Origin of the sequence: Agromyces aerolatus (genome assembly GCF_031432255.1) — a bacterium.
Taxonomy (GTDB): Bacteria; Actinomycetota; Actinomycetes; order Actinomycetales; family Microbacteriaceae; genus Agromyces.
The window spans coordinates 220,079-234,589 of the sequence record NZ_JAVKGQ010000004.1; the positions used below are offsets into that span (position 1 = coordinate 220,079).

The 14,511-nt window shown below is 71.1% G+C and carries 15 protein-coding genes and 1 tRNA gene; 11 read left to right on the forward strand and 5 right to left on the reverse strand.

Features of this window, described 5'->3' with window-relative positions; all coding sequences use genetic code 11:
* The first annotated feature begins 52 nt into the window (after positions 1 to 52).
* From RH864_RS07605 to RH864_RS07620, 4 genes are all read left to right on the forward strand, one after another.
* Complete coding sequence (locus tag RH864_RS07605; protein ID WP_310516930.1) at positions 53 to 1,240, forward strand: serine/threonine-protein kinase; 1,188 nt, start codon at positions 53 to 55, stop codon at positions 1,238 to 1,240.
* 9 nt (positions 1,241 to 1,249) lie between these two features.
* Positions 1,250 to 2,380 (forward strand): AI-2E family transporter, encoded by a 1,131-nt coding sequence (locus tag RH864_RS07610; RefSeq protein ID WP_310516931.1) that lies wholly within the window; start codon positions 1,250 to 1,252, stop codon positions 2,378 to 2,380.
* Positions 2,381 to 2,469: 89 nt separating this feature from the next.
* Positions 2,470 to 2,542, forward strand: a tRNA-Thr gene (locus RH864_RS07615).
* A gap of 59 nt (positions 2,543 to 2,601) precedes the next feature.
* Positions 2,602 to 3,735 carry a DMT family transporter gene (locus tag RH864_RS07620; RefSeq protein ID WP_310516932.1) on the forward strand — a complete coding sequence of 378 codons (1,134 nt, stop codon included), beginning with the start codon at positions 2,602 to 2,604 and terminating at the stop codon, positions 3,733 to 3,735.
* A 6-nt stretch (positions 3,736 to 3,741) separates the two neighbouring features.
* Here RH864_RS07620 and RH864_RS07625 read toward each other — a convergent pair whose 3' ends face one another.
* Positions 3,742 to 4,287, reverse strand: a complete 546-nt coding sequence (locus RH864_RS07625; RefSeq protein ID WP_310516933.1) for a nitroreductase family protein — start codon at positions 4,285 to 4,287, stop codon at positions 3,742 to 3,744.
* A 3-nt stretch (positions 4,288 to 4,290) separates the two neighbouring features.
* Positions 4,291 to 4,752, reverse strand: a complete 462-nt coding sequence (gene msrB / locus RH864_RS07630) for a peptide-methionine (R)-S-oxide reductase MsrB (protein WP_310516934.1) — start codon at positions 4,750 to 4,752, stop codon at positions 4,291 to 4,293.
* Between the two features lie 266 nt (positions 4,753 to 5,018).
* Here msrB and RH864_RS07635 point away from each other — a divergent pair, with 266 nt between their 5' ends.
* The 5 genes from RH864_RS07635 to groL all read left to right on the forward strand — a co-directional run bounded on the left by RH864_RS07635 (position 5,019) and on the right by groL (position 9,338).
* A complete protein-coding gene (locus RH864_RS07635) occupies positions 5,019 to 5,351 on the forward strand; it encodes a DUF3263 domain-containing protein (RefSeq protein ID WP_310516935.1) in 333 nt (110 codons plus the stop codon).
* Positions 5,352 to 5,378: 27 nt separating this feature from the next.
* On the forward strand, positions 5,379 to 5,924 hold the full coding sequence (locus tag RH864_RS07640) for a LytR C-terminal domain-containing protein (RefSeq protein WP_310516936.1): 546 nt from the start codon (positions 5,379 to 5,381) through the stop codon (positions 5,922 to 5,924).
* A 286-nt stretch (positions 5,925 to 6,210) separates the two neighbouring features.
* A complete protein-coding gene (locus RH864_RS07645) occupies positions 6,211 to 6,414 on the forward strand; it encodes a cold-shock protein (RefSeq protein ID WP_310516937.1) in 204 nt (67 codons plus the stop codon).
* Positions 6,415 to 6,516: 102 nt separating this feature from the next.
* The gene (locus RH864_RS07650) at positions 6,517 to 7,563 is read left to right on the forward strand and encodes a DUF3048 domain-containing protein (protein WP_310516938.1); all 1,047 of its coding nucleotides are present in this window, start codon (positions 6,517 to 6,519) and stop codon (positions 7,561 to 7,563) included.
* Positions 7,564 to 7,718: 155 nt separating this feature from the next.
* Positions 7,719 to 9,338, forward strand: a complete 1,620-nt coding sequence (groL, locus tag RH864_RS07655; RefSeq protein ID WP_310516939.1) for a chaperonin GroEL — start codon at positions 7,719 to 7,721, stop codon at positions 9,336 to 9,338.
* A gap of 224 nt (positions 9,339 to 9,562) precedes the next feature.
* On the opposite strand, the gene RH864_RS07660 is transcribed toward groL, so the two are convergent.
* From RH864_RS07660 to RH864_RS07670, 3 genes are all read right to left on the reverse strand, one after another.
* Positions 9,563 to 9,853 (reverse strand): WXG100 family type VII secretion target, encoded by a 291-nt coding sequence (locus tag RH864_RS07660; protein WP_310516940.1) that lies wholly within the window; start codon positions 9,851 to 9,853, stop codon positions 9,563 to 9,565.
* Between the two features lie 375 nt (positions 9,854 to 10,228).
* A complete protein-coding gene (locus RH864_RS07665) occupies positions 10,229 to 12,007 on the reverse strand; it encodes a sensor histidine kinase (protein WP_310516941.1) in 1,779 nt (592 codons plus the stop codon).
* 74 nt (positions 12,008 to 12,081) lie between these two features.
* Positions 12,082 to 12,774, reverse strand: coding sequence for a response regulator transcription factor (locus RH864_RS07670; protein WP_308799071.1), 693 nt, complete (start codon positions 12,772 to 12,774; stop codon positions 12,082 to 12,084).
* 117 nt (positions 12,775 to 12,891) lie between these two features.
* On the opposite strand from RH864_RS07670, the gene folP reads away from it, so the two are divergent.
* Positions 12,892 to 13,779: a dihydropteroate synthase gene (folP, locus tag RH864_RS07675; RefSeq protein WP_310516942.1), complete on the forward strand. Its 888-nt coding sequence runs from the start codon at positions 12,892 to 12,894 to the stop codon at positions 13,777 to 13,779.
* 14 nt (positions 13,780 to 13,793) lie between these two features.
* The gene (locus RH864_RS07680; RefSeq protein ID WP_310516943.1) at positions 13,794 to 14,504 is read left to right on the forward strand and encodes a pyrimidine reductase family protein; all 711 of its coding nucleotides are present in this window, start codon (positions 13,794 to 13,796) and stop codon (positions 14,502 to 14,504) included.
* Positions 14,505 to 14,511: the final 7 nt, after the last annotated feature.

The following is a 14,511-nucleotide window of genomic DNA, read 5'->3' on the forward strand; positions in this document are numbered from 1 at the left end:
TGGGCCACCCCTGCGGACCGGCCGGGGGTCACCCGGAGATCCTGGAGGCACCGTGTCGAACATCGTGACGGAGGGGCAGCAGCCCGAGCCACCACCCTACCGATCCGGGACCGGCCCGCACCACCTCGGCGCCGGACCGCGGCATTCGGGTCCGCAGCACCTCGCGGGGGAGCCGCTGCGCGCCTCGGGCGATCTTCGGCTCCCGCCCGGCGCCGTTCCCGCGAGCCGGATCAGCGGCATGCCGACCGGTGGCGGCAGCGCGCCCTACGCGACGCCCCTCACCGGACTGCCGTCGACGACGCCCTCGTTCGCCGGCCGGTACGCCGTGCGCGAGCTCATCGGATCGGGCGGCATGGCCGACGTCTACCTCGCGACCGACACGCAGCTCGGCCGCGACGTCGCGGTCAAGGTGTTCCGCGCCGAGCAGGACACGCCCGCCGACCGGCTCCGCCGCGAGCGCGAGATCCAGCTGCTCGGCGAGCTCAACCACCTCGGCCTCGTCGGCATCTACGACGCCGGGTTCCTGCCGCCCGAGCAGGCGAGCCGGCGCTTCATCGTCATGGAGCTCGTGCGCGGACGCGCCATGTCGTACCGCCTCGCCTCGGGCGCGATGCCGCAGCGGCAGGTCGCGGACATCGGCGCACAGGTCGCCGACGCGCTCGCGTACGTGCACAGCCGGCAGGTCGTGCACCGCGACATCAAGCCCGAGAACATCCTGATCAGCGACGACCCCGTGTACGGCTATTCGCTCACCGTCAAGCTCGCCGACTTCGGCGTCGCACAGTTCATGGACGGCACACGGCTCACGGGCGACGGCTCGATCATGGGCACCGCCGCGTACATCGCGCCCGAGCAGGCGCGTGGTGCCGAGGCGGAGCCCGCGAGCGACGTCTACTCGCTCGGGCTCGTGCTGCTCGAGGCCCTGCGCGGCGAGCGCGAGTACACCGGGACCCCGATCGAGGCCGCGCTCGCGCGGCTGCACCGCGAGCCGACGATCCCCGAGGACCTCTCCGACGAGTGGCGTGCCCTGCTCGAGGCGATGACCTCGGACGACCCGGCGGTGCGGCCGACCGCGCACGACGTCGCGGCGACGCTGCGCGACCTCACCCGGGACATGATCGCCGACCGCCGGGCCATGCGCTCCCGGCGCGAAACCCGTGCCGCACGCCGCAAGGCTGCGGGCGAGACATCCGGTCGTCGCGGCGGGTCGTTCTGGAACTTGCGCGGACGACGGCACTAGCTTCGAGACATGTGGACCCGTGCCAGGCGGCGACGCCGCGACGACTCGCCGGAACAAGCCGCCGCCGAACTGACCGCAGCCGTCGACGCGCGCGCGCCTGAGGTGAAGATCCGCGCGTTCCGGATCGGCTTCGTGGGCGCGATCGGCGTGCTGTTCGCGCTGCTGCTCGGCAGCATCGTCGGCCAGCTCGGCACCGTCATCCTCTACGTCGCGCTCGCCCTGTTCCTCGCGCTCGGCCTCGACCCGCTGGTCAGCTGGCTGCAGAAGCGGATGCCGCGGTGGCTCGCGATCCTGCTCGTCGTCGTCGCGGTCGTGGGGCTCTTCGTGGGCCTGATCGCGACCATCGTGCCGATCGTGATCGAGCAGACCCGCATCATCGTGGAGGACTGGCCGACGATCGTCGACAACGTCGAGCACTCCGACTTCGTCGTGTGGCTCAATGGGATCATCGGCGGCGACGCGATCGCGCAGGGTGTCACCGCGATCGGCGACTGGCTCGGCGACCCCGACAACTTCGGCTCGCTCACCGGCGGCATCCTCGCCGTGGGCGCCGGCATCGCCGGCGGGTTCACGGGCGCGACGATCGTGCTCATCCTCACGCTCTACTTCCTCGCGTCGCTGCACTCGATGAAGCGCTACTCGACCCGCTTCGTGCCGAAGAGCTCGCGTCGCAAGTTCGTCGAGGTCTCCGACGAGATCACGGGGTCCGTCGGCCGCTACGTCATCGGCCAGGGCTCGCTCGGTCTCATCAACGGCGTGCTGAGCTTCATCTACCTGTCGATCATCGGCGCCCCGGCGCCGATCCTGCTCGCGTTCGTCGCCTTCCTGTGCTCGCTCGTGCCGCTCATCGGCACGCTGACCGGCGCCATCATCATCACGCTCGTCTCGTTCGCGGCGTCGCCGCAGACGGCCCTGGCCGCCGCGATCTACTACCTCATCTACATGCAGATCGAGGCGTACGTGCTGAGCCCGCGCATCATGAACCGCGCCGTCGCCGTGCCCGGCGCACTCGTCGTGATCGCCGCGGTCGCGGGCGGCACGCTCGGCGGGGTGCTCGGCGCGCTGGTCGCGATCCCGGTCGCGGCCTCGCTCATCACCATCGTCGAGAAGGTCGTGTTCCCGAGACAGGACTCGATCTAGGGCGAGCGGATGCCTCGGCGGCGCAGTCCCGGCCTCATCGGCTGCGGCGCGGCGGCCGGCGCTAGGATGGAGCCGAGGTTCACATCCTCGCCGGCTTGGCGCAATTGGTAGCGCACCGCTCTTGTAAAGCGGTGGTTGCGGGTTCGAGTCCCGCAGCCGGCTCCGAGAGTACCTTCGCACGGTCGCGACGGTGTGGGCGTCGAGACGAGCGGGGTTATGCGGTGAGCGATGGGTCGAGCAGGCCTGACGATGCGGCGAGCGGCGCGGTGCCGGCCGTGCACGAGCACCGGCACGCCGAACGACTGCACCTGCCGGTCACGGTCGCGGTCGTCATCGCGATCGTGTGCGGAGCGCTGACCGCGCTGCAGTCCCGCGTCAACAGCGAGCTCGCGCGCGAGCTCGCCGACCCGTACACCGCCGCGGCGATCTCGTTCGGGTCGGGCCTCGTCATCCTGGTCGTCGCGCTCGCCTTCTGGAAGCCCGGACGAACGGGGTTCGCGAAGCTCACCCGGCAGCTGCGCGATCGTCGCATCGCCTGGTGGATGCTGCTCGGCGGGCTCGGCGGCGCCTACTTCGTCACGACGCAGGGGCTTTCGGCGGGCGTGCTCGGCGTCGCGGTGTTCACGGTCGCGGTCGTCGCCGGCCAGACCGTCGGTGGCCTCGTCTTCGACCTGATCGGGCTCGGGCCGGGCGGCCCCCGCCGGATCAGCGTCACCCGGCTCGTCGGCGCGGTGCTCGCGCTCGCCGCCATCGGCTGGGCCGTCTCGGGCCAGTTCGCCCACGACGTGCCCGTGCTGCTCATGCTGCTGCCGTTCGTCGCGGGCGTCGGCGCCGCCTGGCAGCAGGCCGTCAACGGGCGGGTCCGCGGTGCAGCCGAGAGCGCGCTCACCTCGACGGTCATGAACTTCGTCGTCGGCACGACCGCGCTCGTGGTCGTCATGCTCGTGCACGCCGTGCTCGAAGGGTTCCCCACCGCGTTGCCCACCGAGCCGTGGCTCTACCTCGGCGGCGCGCTCGGCTGTCTCTTCATCGCGGGGCAGGCGATGGTCGTGCGCGTGATCGGCGTGCTCGTGCTCGCGCTCGCGGGCGTCGCGGGCCAGCTCACGGCGGCGCTCGCGCTCGACCTGTTGGTCCCGGCCCACGGACGCGTGGTCGATACCGCCACGATCGGCGCCACCGTGCTCGCGCTCATCGCGGTCGGCATCGCGAGCGTGTCGCGGAGTCGGCACAAGCATGTCGCGGCGCCGGCGGATCCGGGCGAGGCAGCGGCGCAGCCCGACGCGACGGCGGAGCCCGAGGCATCCGCGCAGCCCGAGGCATCCGCTAGCCCTGAGGCGGCCGCGCCGGAGCGCTGACCCGGCTCAGTCCAGGATCGTCAGGCGATCGCGCGGCGCGCGATCGCGCGGCGCCTTCGAGTCCGCGGCGCGCCCGCCGACGTACAGCCAGCCGAGCAGCCGCTCGTTGGCCGCGAGGCCGTGCATGGCCGCGACGGCCGGCCGTCTCGTGTGCGGCCCGGTGCGCCACATGACGCCCCAGCCCGCCTCGTCGAGGAGCAGGCTCAGCACGTGGGCGACGCCCGCGGCCACCGCCTCCTGCTCCCACTCGGGCACTTTCGGGTGCGGGGTCACGGTCGCCACGATCGCGAGCAGCAGCGGGGCGCGGAGCGGCTTGGCGGCGAGCTTCTCCGCATGGTCGCCTTCGAGTTCGGATGCCTCGGCGAGCGCCCGGCCGAGGCGGACCCGCGCGTCGCCGCGGAGCGCGATCACCCGCCACGGGGTGAGCGACGCGTGATCGGCGACCCGGCCGGCGGCGTCGAGCAGCTCACGAAGCTCGGCGTCGGCCGGCGAGGCATCCGTCACCTTGGGCGACGAACGCCGCGCGAGTGCCGCGTCGCGGACCGACGCCACCGATCAGGCCTGCGCGTCGGATGCGGCGGGCGTCGCCGGCGCGGTCTCGTCGGCGGGGGCCGACTCGCCTGCCGCGGCGAAGTTCAGGGCGATCGAGTTCATGCAGTAGCGGTCGCCCGTGGGGGTGCCGAACCCGTCGGGGAAGACGTGGCCCAGGTGCGAGCCGCAGTTCGCGCAACGCACCTCGGTGCGCACCATGCCGAGCGAGGTGTCCTCGATGAGCTCGACGGCCTCGGGACGCACCGACTCGTAGAAGCTCGGCCAGCCGCAGCCCGAGTCGAACTTCGTGCCGCTCTTGAACAGCTCGGCATTGCAGGCCGCGCAGGTGTAGATGCCGGCGCGTTCCTCGTCGAGGAGCTCACCGGTCCACGGACGTTCGGTCGCGGCTTCGCGGAGCACGGCGTACTGCTCGTCGCCGAGCTCGGCACGCCACTGGTCGTCGCTCTTCTGGACGCGGTATTCCATGGTTCTCCTTCAGGTCCGGCCGGGAGGGCCGAAAGCTCGCGGGCGCGGTTCAGCCTAATCCCGCATGAGGTGCAACGTCGGTGTGTGTCATCCTGTTCCGCGCGGTGCGGGTCGGTGTGCGGGTGCGGGTGCGGGTGCGGGTTCGGGTTCGTGCGGGGCGGACGCGGCTGCGCGGGCACGCCGCGCGGCTCGGCGGGTTCCCAGCCCGGCACTGCCTAGGATGTGGGGCAAGCGCGGTAGAGGGCCGGGCACGACGGGAGGCGAGCATGACGGGTGCGCCTGCCCCCGAGCGTCCCGGTGAAGCCGACACGTCCGCGAGCGGCACGAGTGCAGCCGAGTCCGCGCTCGACGAACGATCCCGCCGGATCCTCGCGTTCGAGGCGCGGTCGTTCGGGCATCCCGGCGCCAAGGCCGAGGCGGTGCGCGCGGAGTTCGGTCTCTCGGCCGCTCGGTACTACCGCCTCCTCGCCGGGCTCATCGACTCCCCGGCCGCATTGCGGCACGACCCCATGCTGGTGAAGCGGCTGCAGCGCATGCGTGATGCACGTGCTGCGTCGCGTGACCGCCGTTCCCTCAGCCTCGGCCGGGCGCTCGACTGAGCCCGGCCCCGACTCCGACTGGATCCCATGGCGCAGAAGTTCCCCCGCGACCGCTTCGACCGCATCCCCGACGGCATCGAGCGGGTCGGCGCGCATCGCGCGCCGCGTCGCCGCGGCCAGGGCTGGATCACGTTCGCGTGGGCCGCGCTCGCGACCGTCGTGCTCGCGACCGCCGGGATCATCGGGATCATGGTCTTCAACGACCGGCTCGACTTCGGCGACGCGCCGCAGCCGACCGCGACCGCGGCGCCGGCCGAGACGGTGCCCGCGACCATCGCGCCGGATGTCCCGGTCACGGTGCTCAACGGCACCCAGACGAGCGGGCTGGCGGCGCGCGCGGCCGAGGCGCTCGGCGCGGCCGGCGTCCCGGTCGGCACGACCGCGAACGCGAGCGAGGACGACCTCACCGTCACGTACGTGTACTACGCCTCGGAAGACCTCGAGGGCGCGGCCCGAGGGGTCGCCCAGGCGCTGCCCGAGGCCGAGGTCCGGTTCGATGCGAAGTTCGCCGAGACGGGGACCCCGCTGGTCGTCGTGCTCGGATCGGACTACGCGGATGCGACCGGCGGCTGACCCCGTGGCGGTCGGCGGCGGCGCGCGTGACCGCTCCGCGAGCTGAGCAGCGACTGAACATCGGCTGAACGGCGATTCGGATTCGGAGGTCCGAATCGTTGTCATTCTGCGACCATTCGTAACGAAAGTAGCCTTGTGCGGGCGGATTTAGCCCAGCAATGTGGAGTTTGGTCGTCCGAACCCGTGCAGCACGCCCCGCATCCCCCAGATGCACGTCGGCACGTTCAGGCGGCCCGGTACAGGCCGAGGGCACGTGCTGATGACACACGGCAATTGGGAGCAACGCATGGCGAACGGGACCGTCAAGTGGTTCAACGCTGAAAAGGGATACGGGTTCATCACGGTCGATGAGGGTGGCCAGGACGTGTTCGTCCACTACTCCGCCATCGACATGGCCGGCTACAAGGTGCTCGAAGAGGGCCAGCAGGTCGTCTTCGAGGTCGGCACCGGGTCGAAGGGCCCGCAGGCCGAATCGGTCCGTCCCGCCTGATCGGCGCCGCTTGCGACACGCGCCGTCCGTGGCCCGGGCGGCGCGTTCGTGTGTGCCGCGCGTCGCCGCGGATGCGCGCGATGCCGTGGCTACGATGACGGAATGCCCTGGGATCCCGTGCGGAGTCGGACGCCATTCACCCGCACGATCGGGATCGGGGCGCTCGTGCTCGCGTTCGCCGGCTGTGCGGCCGGAGCTCCTGCGGGCGAGGTCGCGCCGGTCATCACCCGGCCGGCGCCCGAGGCCGTCGCCGCGGCCTCGTCGATCGCCTACGCGCCGCTGCGCGGCACGCTGACCGACTCGGCCGTCCTCGCGCGTCCGTCGCTCGCGGTGAAGATCGACAACCACGCGGACGCGAGGCCCCAGATCGCGCTGAACCGCGCCGACATCGTCTTCGAGGAGCTCGTCGAGGGCGGCATCACCAGATACGCGGCCGTCTGGCATTCGGATGTCCCGGACGAGCTCGGCCCGGTGCGCTCCATCCGACCGATGGACCCCGACATCATCGTGCCGTTCGGCGGACTCGTGGCCTACTCCGGCGGGCAGGAGCAGTTCGTCGCGATGATGCAGGACACGCCCGTGGTGAACCTCGTGTTCGACTACGACGACACGGGACTGTTCTGGCGCGCCGACGACCGGCCCGGGCCGCACGACGTCATCCTCGCCGCCGCCGAGGCCGTGCAGCGCCACGCCGACCGTCCGGCGCCGGGCGTGCAGTTCGCCTACGGCGCCCAGGACCCGCTGGCCGCGGCGCCGGGTGCGGCGCCGACGGGCCGGATCGACCTCGTGTTCTCCGACGCCCGCTACCCGACCTGGGAATGGGAGGCGGAGAGCTCGACATGGGTCAGGTCGCAGGAGGGCGGGCCCGACTTCGAGGCATCCGGCGACCGGGTGCGGGCGACGAACGTCGTGACCATGCGCGTCGACGTGGACTGGAGCCTCGGCGAGGTCCCGCGGACCGTGCTCGTCGGCGAGGGCGAGGTGTGGGTCTCCGCGGCCGGCCGGACCGCGCACGGCCGGTGGACGAAGCCCGATCGGGAGTCGCCGATCACGCTCACCGCCGACGACGGCACACCGTTGCGCCTCGCGCCCGGGACCACGTGGGTCGAGCTCGTGCCGCCCGAGGGCGCGGTCACCTTCACGCCCTGATCCCGGCCTCCGCCCACCGCCGCGGTGCCGGGCGTCTCACGCCGTACGCTCGCTTGCACTCTCGGATCGAGAGTGCCAGAATCGGTGTTAGCACTCGCTCGATTCGAGTGCTAACCACCATTCTTCGGACGTCCGGGAAGGGACGAGAGAAACACATGGCAAAGATCATCGCTTTCGACGAGGAGGCCCGTCGCGGTCTCGAGCGTGGCCTCAACACGCTCGCCGACGCGGTCAAGGTGACCCTCGGCCCGCGCGGCCGCAACGTCGTGCTCGAGAAGAAGTGGGGCGCTCCCACCATCACGAACGACGGCGTTTCGATCGCCAAGGAGATCGAGCTCGACGACCCGTACGAGAAGATCGGCGCCGAGCTCGTCAAGGAGGTCGCCAAGAAGACCGACGACGTCGCCGGTGACGGCACCACGACCTCGGTCGTGCTCGCTCAGGCGCTCGTGCGCGAGGGCCTGCGCAACGTCGCGGCCGGCGCCGACCCGATCAGCCTCAAGCGCGGCATCGAGAAGGCCGTCGAGGCCGTCTCCGCGCAGCTGCTCGACACCGCCAAAGAGATCGAGACGAAGGACGAGATCGCGGCCACCGCGTCCATCTCGGCCGCCGACCAGCAGATCGGCGAGATCATCGCCGAGGCGATCGACAAGGTCGGCAAGGAAGGCGTCGTCACGGTCGAGGAGTCGAACACGTTCGGCACCGAGCTCGAGCTCACCGAGGGCATGCGCTTCGACAAGGGCTACCTGTCGGCGTACTTCGTGACCGACCCCGAGCGCCAGGAGGTCGTGTTCGAGGACCCGTACATCCTCATCGCGAACTCGAAGGTCTCGAACATCAAGGACCTGCTCCCGATCGTCGACAAGGTGATCCAGACGGGCAAGCAGCTCGTCATCATCGCCGAAGACGTCGACGGCGAGGCCCTCGCGACGCTCATCGTCAACAAGGTCCGCGGCATCTTCAAGTCGGTCGCCGTCAAGGCCCCCGGCTTCGGCGACCGTCGCAAGGCGCAGCTCCAGGACATCGCGATCCTCACGGGCGGCCAGGTCATCTCGGAAGAGCTCGGCCTCAAGCTCGAGAACGTCACGCTCGACCTGCTCGGTCAGGCGCGCAAGGTCGTCATCACCAAGGACGAGACGACCATCGTCGAGGGTGCGGGCGACGGCGAGCAGATCGCCGGCCGCGTCGCGCAGATCCGCCAGGAGATCGAGAACACCGACTCCGACTACGACCGCGAGAAGCTGCAGGAGCGCCTCGCCAAGCTCGCCGGCGGCGTCGCCGTCATCAAGGCGGGTGCGGCGACCGAGGTCGAGCTCAAGGAGCGCAAGCACCGCATCGAGGACGCCGTCCGCAACGCGAAGGCCGCCGTCGAGGAGGGCATCGTCGCCGGTGGTGGCGTCGCCCTCATCCAGGCCGGCGCCGCAGTGCTCGGCTCGCTCGAGCTCGACGGCGACGAGGCGACGGGTGCGAACATCGTCCGCGTCGCGATCGAGGCGCCGCTCAAGCAGATCGCGCTGAACGCCGGCCTCGAGCCGGGCGTCGTCGCGAACAAGGTCTCCGAGCTGCCCGCGGGTCACGGCCTCAACGCCGCGACCGGCGAGTACGGCGACCTGCTCGCGCAGGGCATCATCGACCCCGCCAAGGTGACCCGCTCGGCGCTGCAGAACGCCGCGTCGATCGCCGGTCTCTTCCTCACGACCGAGGCCGTCGTCGCCGACAAGCCCGAGAAGACGCCGGCTCCGGTCGGCGACCCCACGGGTGGCATGGACTTCTAAAGTCCGGCCGCGTCTCGACGCACCACACGCACGAAGGGCGTCCCCGCGAGGGGGCGCCCTTCGTCGTATCCGGCGGTACCGCGGCGTGCTGCGCTGGGCGGTGCTGCGCTGGGCGGTGCTGCGCGGGGGAGTGCTGAGCGGGGGTGCTGCGCGGATGGCCACGCCGCGGGTGGCCGCCGCGCGGGCGGTCATCCGCGCGGTGGTCACCGCGCGAGCGACCGCGGTCAGCGCGCGAAGAGCCTCGCGTTCGCCTGCTCGACCTCGAGGTACTGCGAGGCCGAGACGCCGAGCGCCTGGTTGAGGCTCTCGAGCGACTGCTCGACCTGCAGCTGCGTCGCGCGCCACTGGGCGACGGCCCCTTGGAACGCGGCCGAGGCCTGACCCGACCACGAGGCCTGCAGCCCGGTGAGCTGGGCCATGAGCCCGCCGACGTCGGCGCGGATGCGCTCCATCGTCGCCTGGGCGCCCTGGGTGGCGGTGTGCAGCTGGTCGCTGTCGACCTGGAATGTGGACATGTCGATCCTTTCGGTTGGATGTGCCGCAACCGTAGGGGCCGCCAGGCCGGGCCTGACCCGTGCGACCGGGAACCGTGGATGGAAGCCACGCGACGCGACCCTGTGCAGGACCGGCAACCCGACTGCTGCGCCCGCGTACGCCTCGTCGTTCGGCTCCACCACGCGTCCCCGGAAACGGTCCCCCTGATCGCGGTCTCCTGATCGCGGGTGATTCCTTGCTCAGGAATTTCGTGCCCGACTACGGCGTGTCGGCGGTCGACACGCCGCGGATGCCTCAGTTCTTCCTGAGCAAGGAACGGGGTGGGGTCGGTTCGACCGGGGGAACGGGGTGGGGTCGGTTCGGGGCGGGGGAACCGGGTGGGAACAGCAGCGCGCTCAGGCGTCGGCGACGCGCTGCGGCGCAGCCGCCGAGCCCGCGAGCGGGAGTGAGACGCGGAACGTCGCGCCGCCGCCCGGCGTCTCGACGACGTCGACCGTGCCGTTGTGCGCCGCGACGATCGACGACACGATCGCGAGCCCCAGCCCGGAGCCTCCGGTCTCGCGGGTGCGCGAGGTGTCGGCACGCCAGAAGCGCTGGAAGATCTTCTCGCGGATCTGCGGCGGGATGCCCTCGCCGTGGTCGACGACCTCGATGCGCGCACGCTCGGCCTCGTCGTCGACCGACACCCGGATCTCGATCGGCGTGTCGACCGCGGTGAACCGCACCGCGTTGCCCATGAGGTTCGTGATGATCTGCCGGATCTTGTTCTCTTCGGCGAGCACGATCGCGCGACGCACCGGCTTGGCCGCGATCGGACCGGTCTCCGTCTCGGTCGACGGCGCACGCGAACCCTCGGGAGCGGCAGCGGCGCTCGCCCCGTTCGCCGCAGCCCCGTTCGCCGCCGCACCGTGCTCCTCCACGCCCTTGTGCCCGCGCACCCGGCGACCCCGGAGCCGTGCGAGGGTCGCGCCGGCCAGCGAGGACACGGTCGTGGTGCCGCGGGCGGTCTTCACCGGCCCCGGCTCGAGCTCGACCTGGAGGATCGGCGCCGTGCCCGTGGCATCCGCCGCCCGCTCTTCCGGGGCGATGACCGTGACGACCCGGCCCGGGTTCGCCGCCATGGTGTCGAGCGCGGCGTCGCGCGCGAGCGGCACGAGATCGACCTCGGCGAGCACGAGCGGCTTGGCCTCGTCGAGGCGCGCGAGCGCGAGCAGGTCCTCGACGAGCCCACCCATGCGGATGGCCTCCTTCTCGATGCGGTCCATCGCCTGCCCGACCTCTTCGGGCGTCTGCAGTGCGCCCATGCGGTAGAGCTCGGCGTAGCCACGCACCGAGACCAGTGGCGTCCGCAGCTCATGCGAGGCGTCGCCGACGAAGCGGCGCATCTGCTCGATCGTGCGCGCGCGATCGCGGAACGCCCGGTCGATGCGGTTCAGCATGGTGTTCAGCGAACGGTTCAGACGCCCGACCTCGGTGTTCGGGGTCGCTCCGCCGAGGCGCTGACTGAAATCGCCGTCGGCGATGGCCGCGGCGGTCTGCTCGACCTCGCGCAGGGGGGCGAACGTCGTCGTCACGAGCATGCGGGTCAGCAGGGCGCCCACGACGATGACGCCGAAGCCGAACCCGAGGAAGATCGTGAGGTACGCGGTGAGCAGCTGCTCGGTGTCCTTCGTCGAGATCGCGATCAGGATCGGCACGAACGTGCCATGCGCGTCCGAGGTCTCGAGGATCGCGATGCCGCGGAACGTCTTCTGGCCGTGAATGTCCTCGAGCTCGAGGATGGCGTAGTGGCCGTCGTTGATCGCGTCGACGTAGGTCGGCGGGAGCGTCTGCGGGATCTTCGGCAGCTCGTCGCGCGACCGGTCCTCCCAGTTGTTGCGCTGGTACTCGCCCGCGGCGTCGTATTGCGCGACGAACACCTCGGTCTGGTCGGAGAAGTCGAGCCGATCGAGGTACATGCTGCCTCGCGAGGGCGACTCGAAGTACTGGTCCACCCCGTTCTGCGCGATCGACTGCAGCTTGTCCTTCATCTGCTGGTCGACGTACCCGCGCAGCATGGCCGCGGTGCCGATGCCCGACACCAGGAGTCCGAGCGTGAGCATGAGCACCGTGACCCCGGTGATCTTGGTGCGCAGGGAGACGCGGCTCCACCGCTCGAAGACAGTCTGATGCATGGCGCCGCGAGTCTACGGAGCCAGCCTGGGGCGCCGCTGTGCCGGGGCGCGCAGGGCGGGCCGGGGGAGGCGCACTAGGCCTTGGACGACTTCAGCATGTATCCGAAGCCGCGCTTGGTCTGGATGAGCGGCTCGGCCGAGTGCTGGTCGAGCTTGCGGCGCAGGTACGAGATGTAGCTCTCGACGATGCCGGCGTCGCCGTTGAAGTCGTACTCCCAGACGTGGTCGAGGATCTGGGCCTTCGACAGCACCCGGTTCGGGTTCAGCATGAGGTAGCGCAGCAGCTTGAACTCGGTGGGCGAGAGCTCGACGGGGATGTCGCCGACGAGCACCTCGTGCGTGTCCTGGTCCATGGTCAGCTCGCCGGTGCGGATGACCGCGTCTTCCTCGGCGTGCATCGTGCGGCGCAGGATCGCCTTGATGCGCGCGACGATCTCGTCGAGGCTGAAGGGCTTGGTCACGTAGTCGTCGCCGCCCACGGTGAGGCCCGTGATCTTGTCCTCGGTGTCGTCTTTCGCGGTGAGGAAGAGGATCGGCGCGGTGTACCCGGCCGAGCGCAGACGTTTGGTGACGCTGAAGCCGTTCATATCGGGCAGCATGACGTCGAGGATGATGAGGTCGGGCTCTTCCTCGAGGACCGCGGAGATGGTCTGGGCGCCGTTGCCGACGGCACGGACGGCGAACCCCGCGAACCGCAGGCTCGTGGTGAGCAGGTCGCGGATGTTGGGTTCGTCGTCGACGATGAGAATGCGAGGTCCGTCACTCATGTTTTCATTCTCCTGCGGGTGGGCTGAATCTTTCCTGAACGTTTTTCGAGTGGCGATCGATGTGTGTGTCGCGCGGCGCGCTGACACCGAGCGGATGCCCCGTGCAAGACTCGGCACATGCGCACAGACGATCGGAGCAGCCGGTACGGCGCGCGTCGCATCGGCCCGATCGAGTTCGACTTCGACCGGCGCATCGCGGTGATGGCGATCGTGAACCGCACGCCCGACTCCTTCTACGACCAGGGCCGCACCGATGCGTTCGATCTCGCGGTCGCCGCCGCCGAGACGGCGATCGCCGACGGCGCCGACTGGATCGACATCGGCGGGGCGAAGTTCGCGCCGGGTCCGCCGGTCCCCGTCGCCGAGGAGATCGACCGGGTGGTCCCGGTCGTCGCGGCGCTCGCCGCATCCGGTGCGGTGATCTCGGTGGACACGTTCCAGCCCGAGGTCGCGCGGGCCGCGCTCGTCGCGGGCGCACACGTGATCAACGACACGACCGGACTGCACGACCCGGCGATGGCCGATGTCGTCGCCGAGGCCGGCGCGTGCGTCGTCATCACGCACAGCGCCGCACGCCCGCGTGAGCCGCTGCCGTCGCCACGCTACGACGACGTCGTGCACGAGGTCGTGGCCTTCCTGCGCGAGCGCGTGGCCCTCGCCGAGTCCAGGGGCGTCGCGTTCGACCGCATCATCGTCGATCCCGGCCACGACCTGAACAAGCACACGCTCGACTCGCTCGAGCTCACCCGGCGCCTCGACGAGGTCGTCGCGCTCGGACACCCGACGCTCGTGGCCCTCTCGAACAAGGACTTCGTGGGCGAGAGCCTCGGCCGCCGCGACCGGCGGCAACGCGTCGAGGGGTCGATCGCGGCCGCCGTCTACGCGGTCACGAGGGGTGCGCGCATCGTGCGCGTGCACAATGTGCGCGAGACGGTCGACGCCATGCGCATGATCGAGGCGATCGAGGGATGGCGCGAGCCGGCGTTCCTCGAGCACAACCGGTAGCCGAAGGAGCAGTCATGGCCGTCCCGGATCGCGAGACCCTCCTCGAGGCCTACGCGCTGCCCGACCGCGGTACGCCCCGCGTCCGCATGAACTTCATCATGAGCCTCGACGGGGCCGTCACGGTCGACGGCACGAGCGGCGGGCTCGGCGATGCGAGCGACCGCGCGGCCATGCAGGCGATCCGCACGCTCGCCGACGTCATCGTCGTCGGCGCCGGCACGGTGCGGGCCGAGGGGTACGGCGGGGTGCGCGTCAGCGAGACGGATGCCTCGTGGCGCGAGTCGCGCGGATGGGCCCCGCAGCCCCGGCTAGCGATCGTGTCGAACCGGCTCGACCTCGACCCGGGGCATCCGGTGTTCGCGGAGGCCGTGACCCGGCCGATGGTCGTGACGCACGCGGGATCCCCCGAGGCGAAGCGCGCCGCGCTCGCCGAGGTCGCGGACGTGCTCGTCTGCGGAGACGGCGCCGTCGACCTCGACGCCATGCTCGACCGGCTCGCGCGAGACGGGCTGCGCCAGGTGCTGTGCGAGGGCGGCCCGGGGCTGTTCGGCGCGCTGCTCGAGGCGGGGCTGGTCGACGAGCTGTGCCTCAGCCTGAGCCCGACCCTCGTCGGTGGGGAGGCCGGTCGCATCGTGCGCGGGGCGGGCGAGGCGGCGCGGCGGATGCGCCTCGTGCACGCGATGCCGGCGGGGGACCTGCTGCTACTGCGCTACGCGCGGGCCTGAGCGTCGG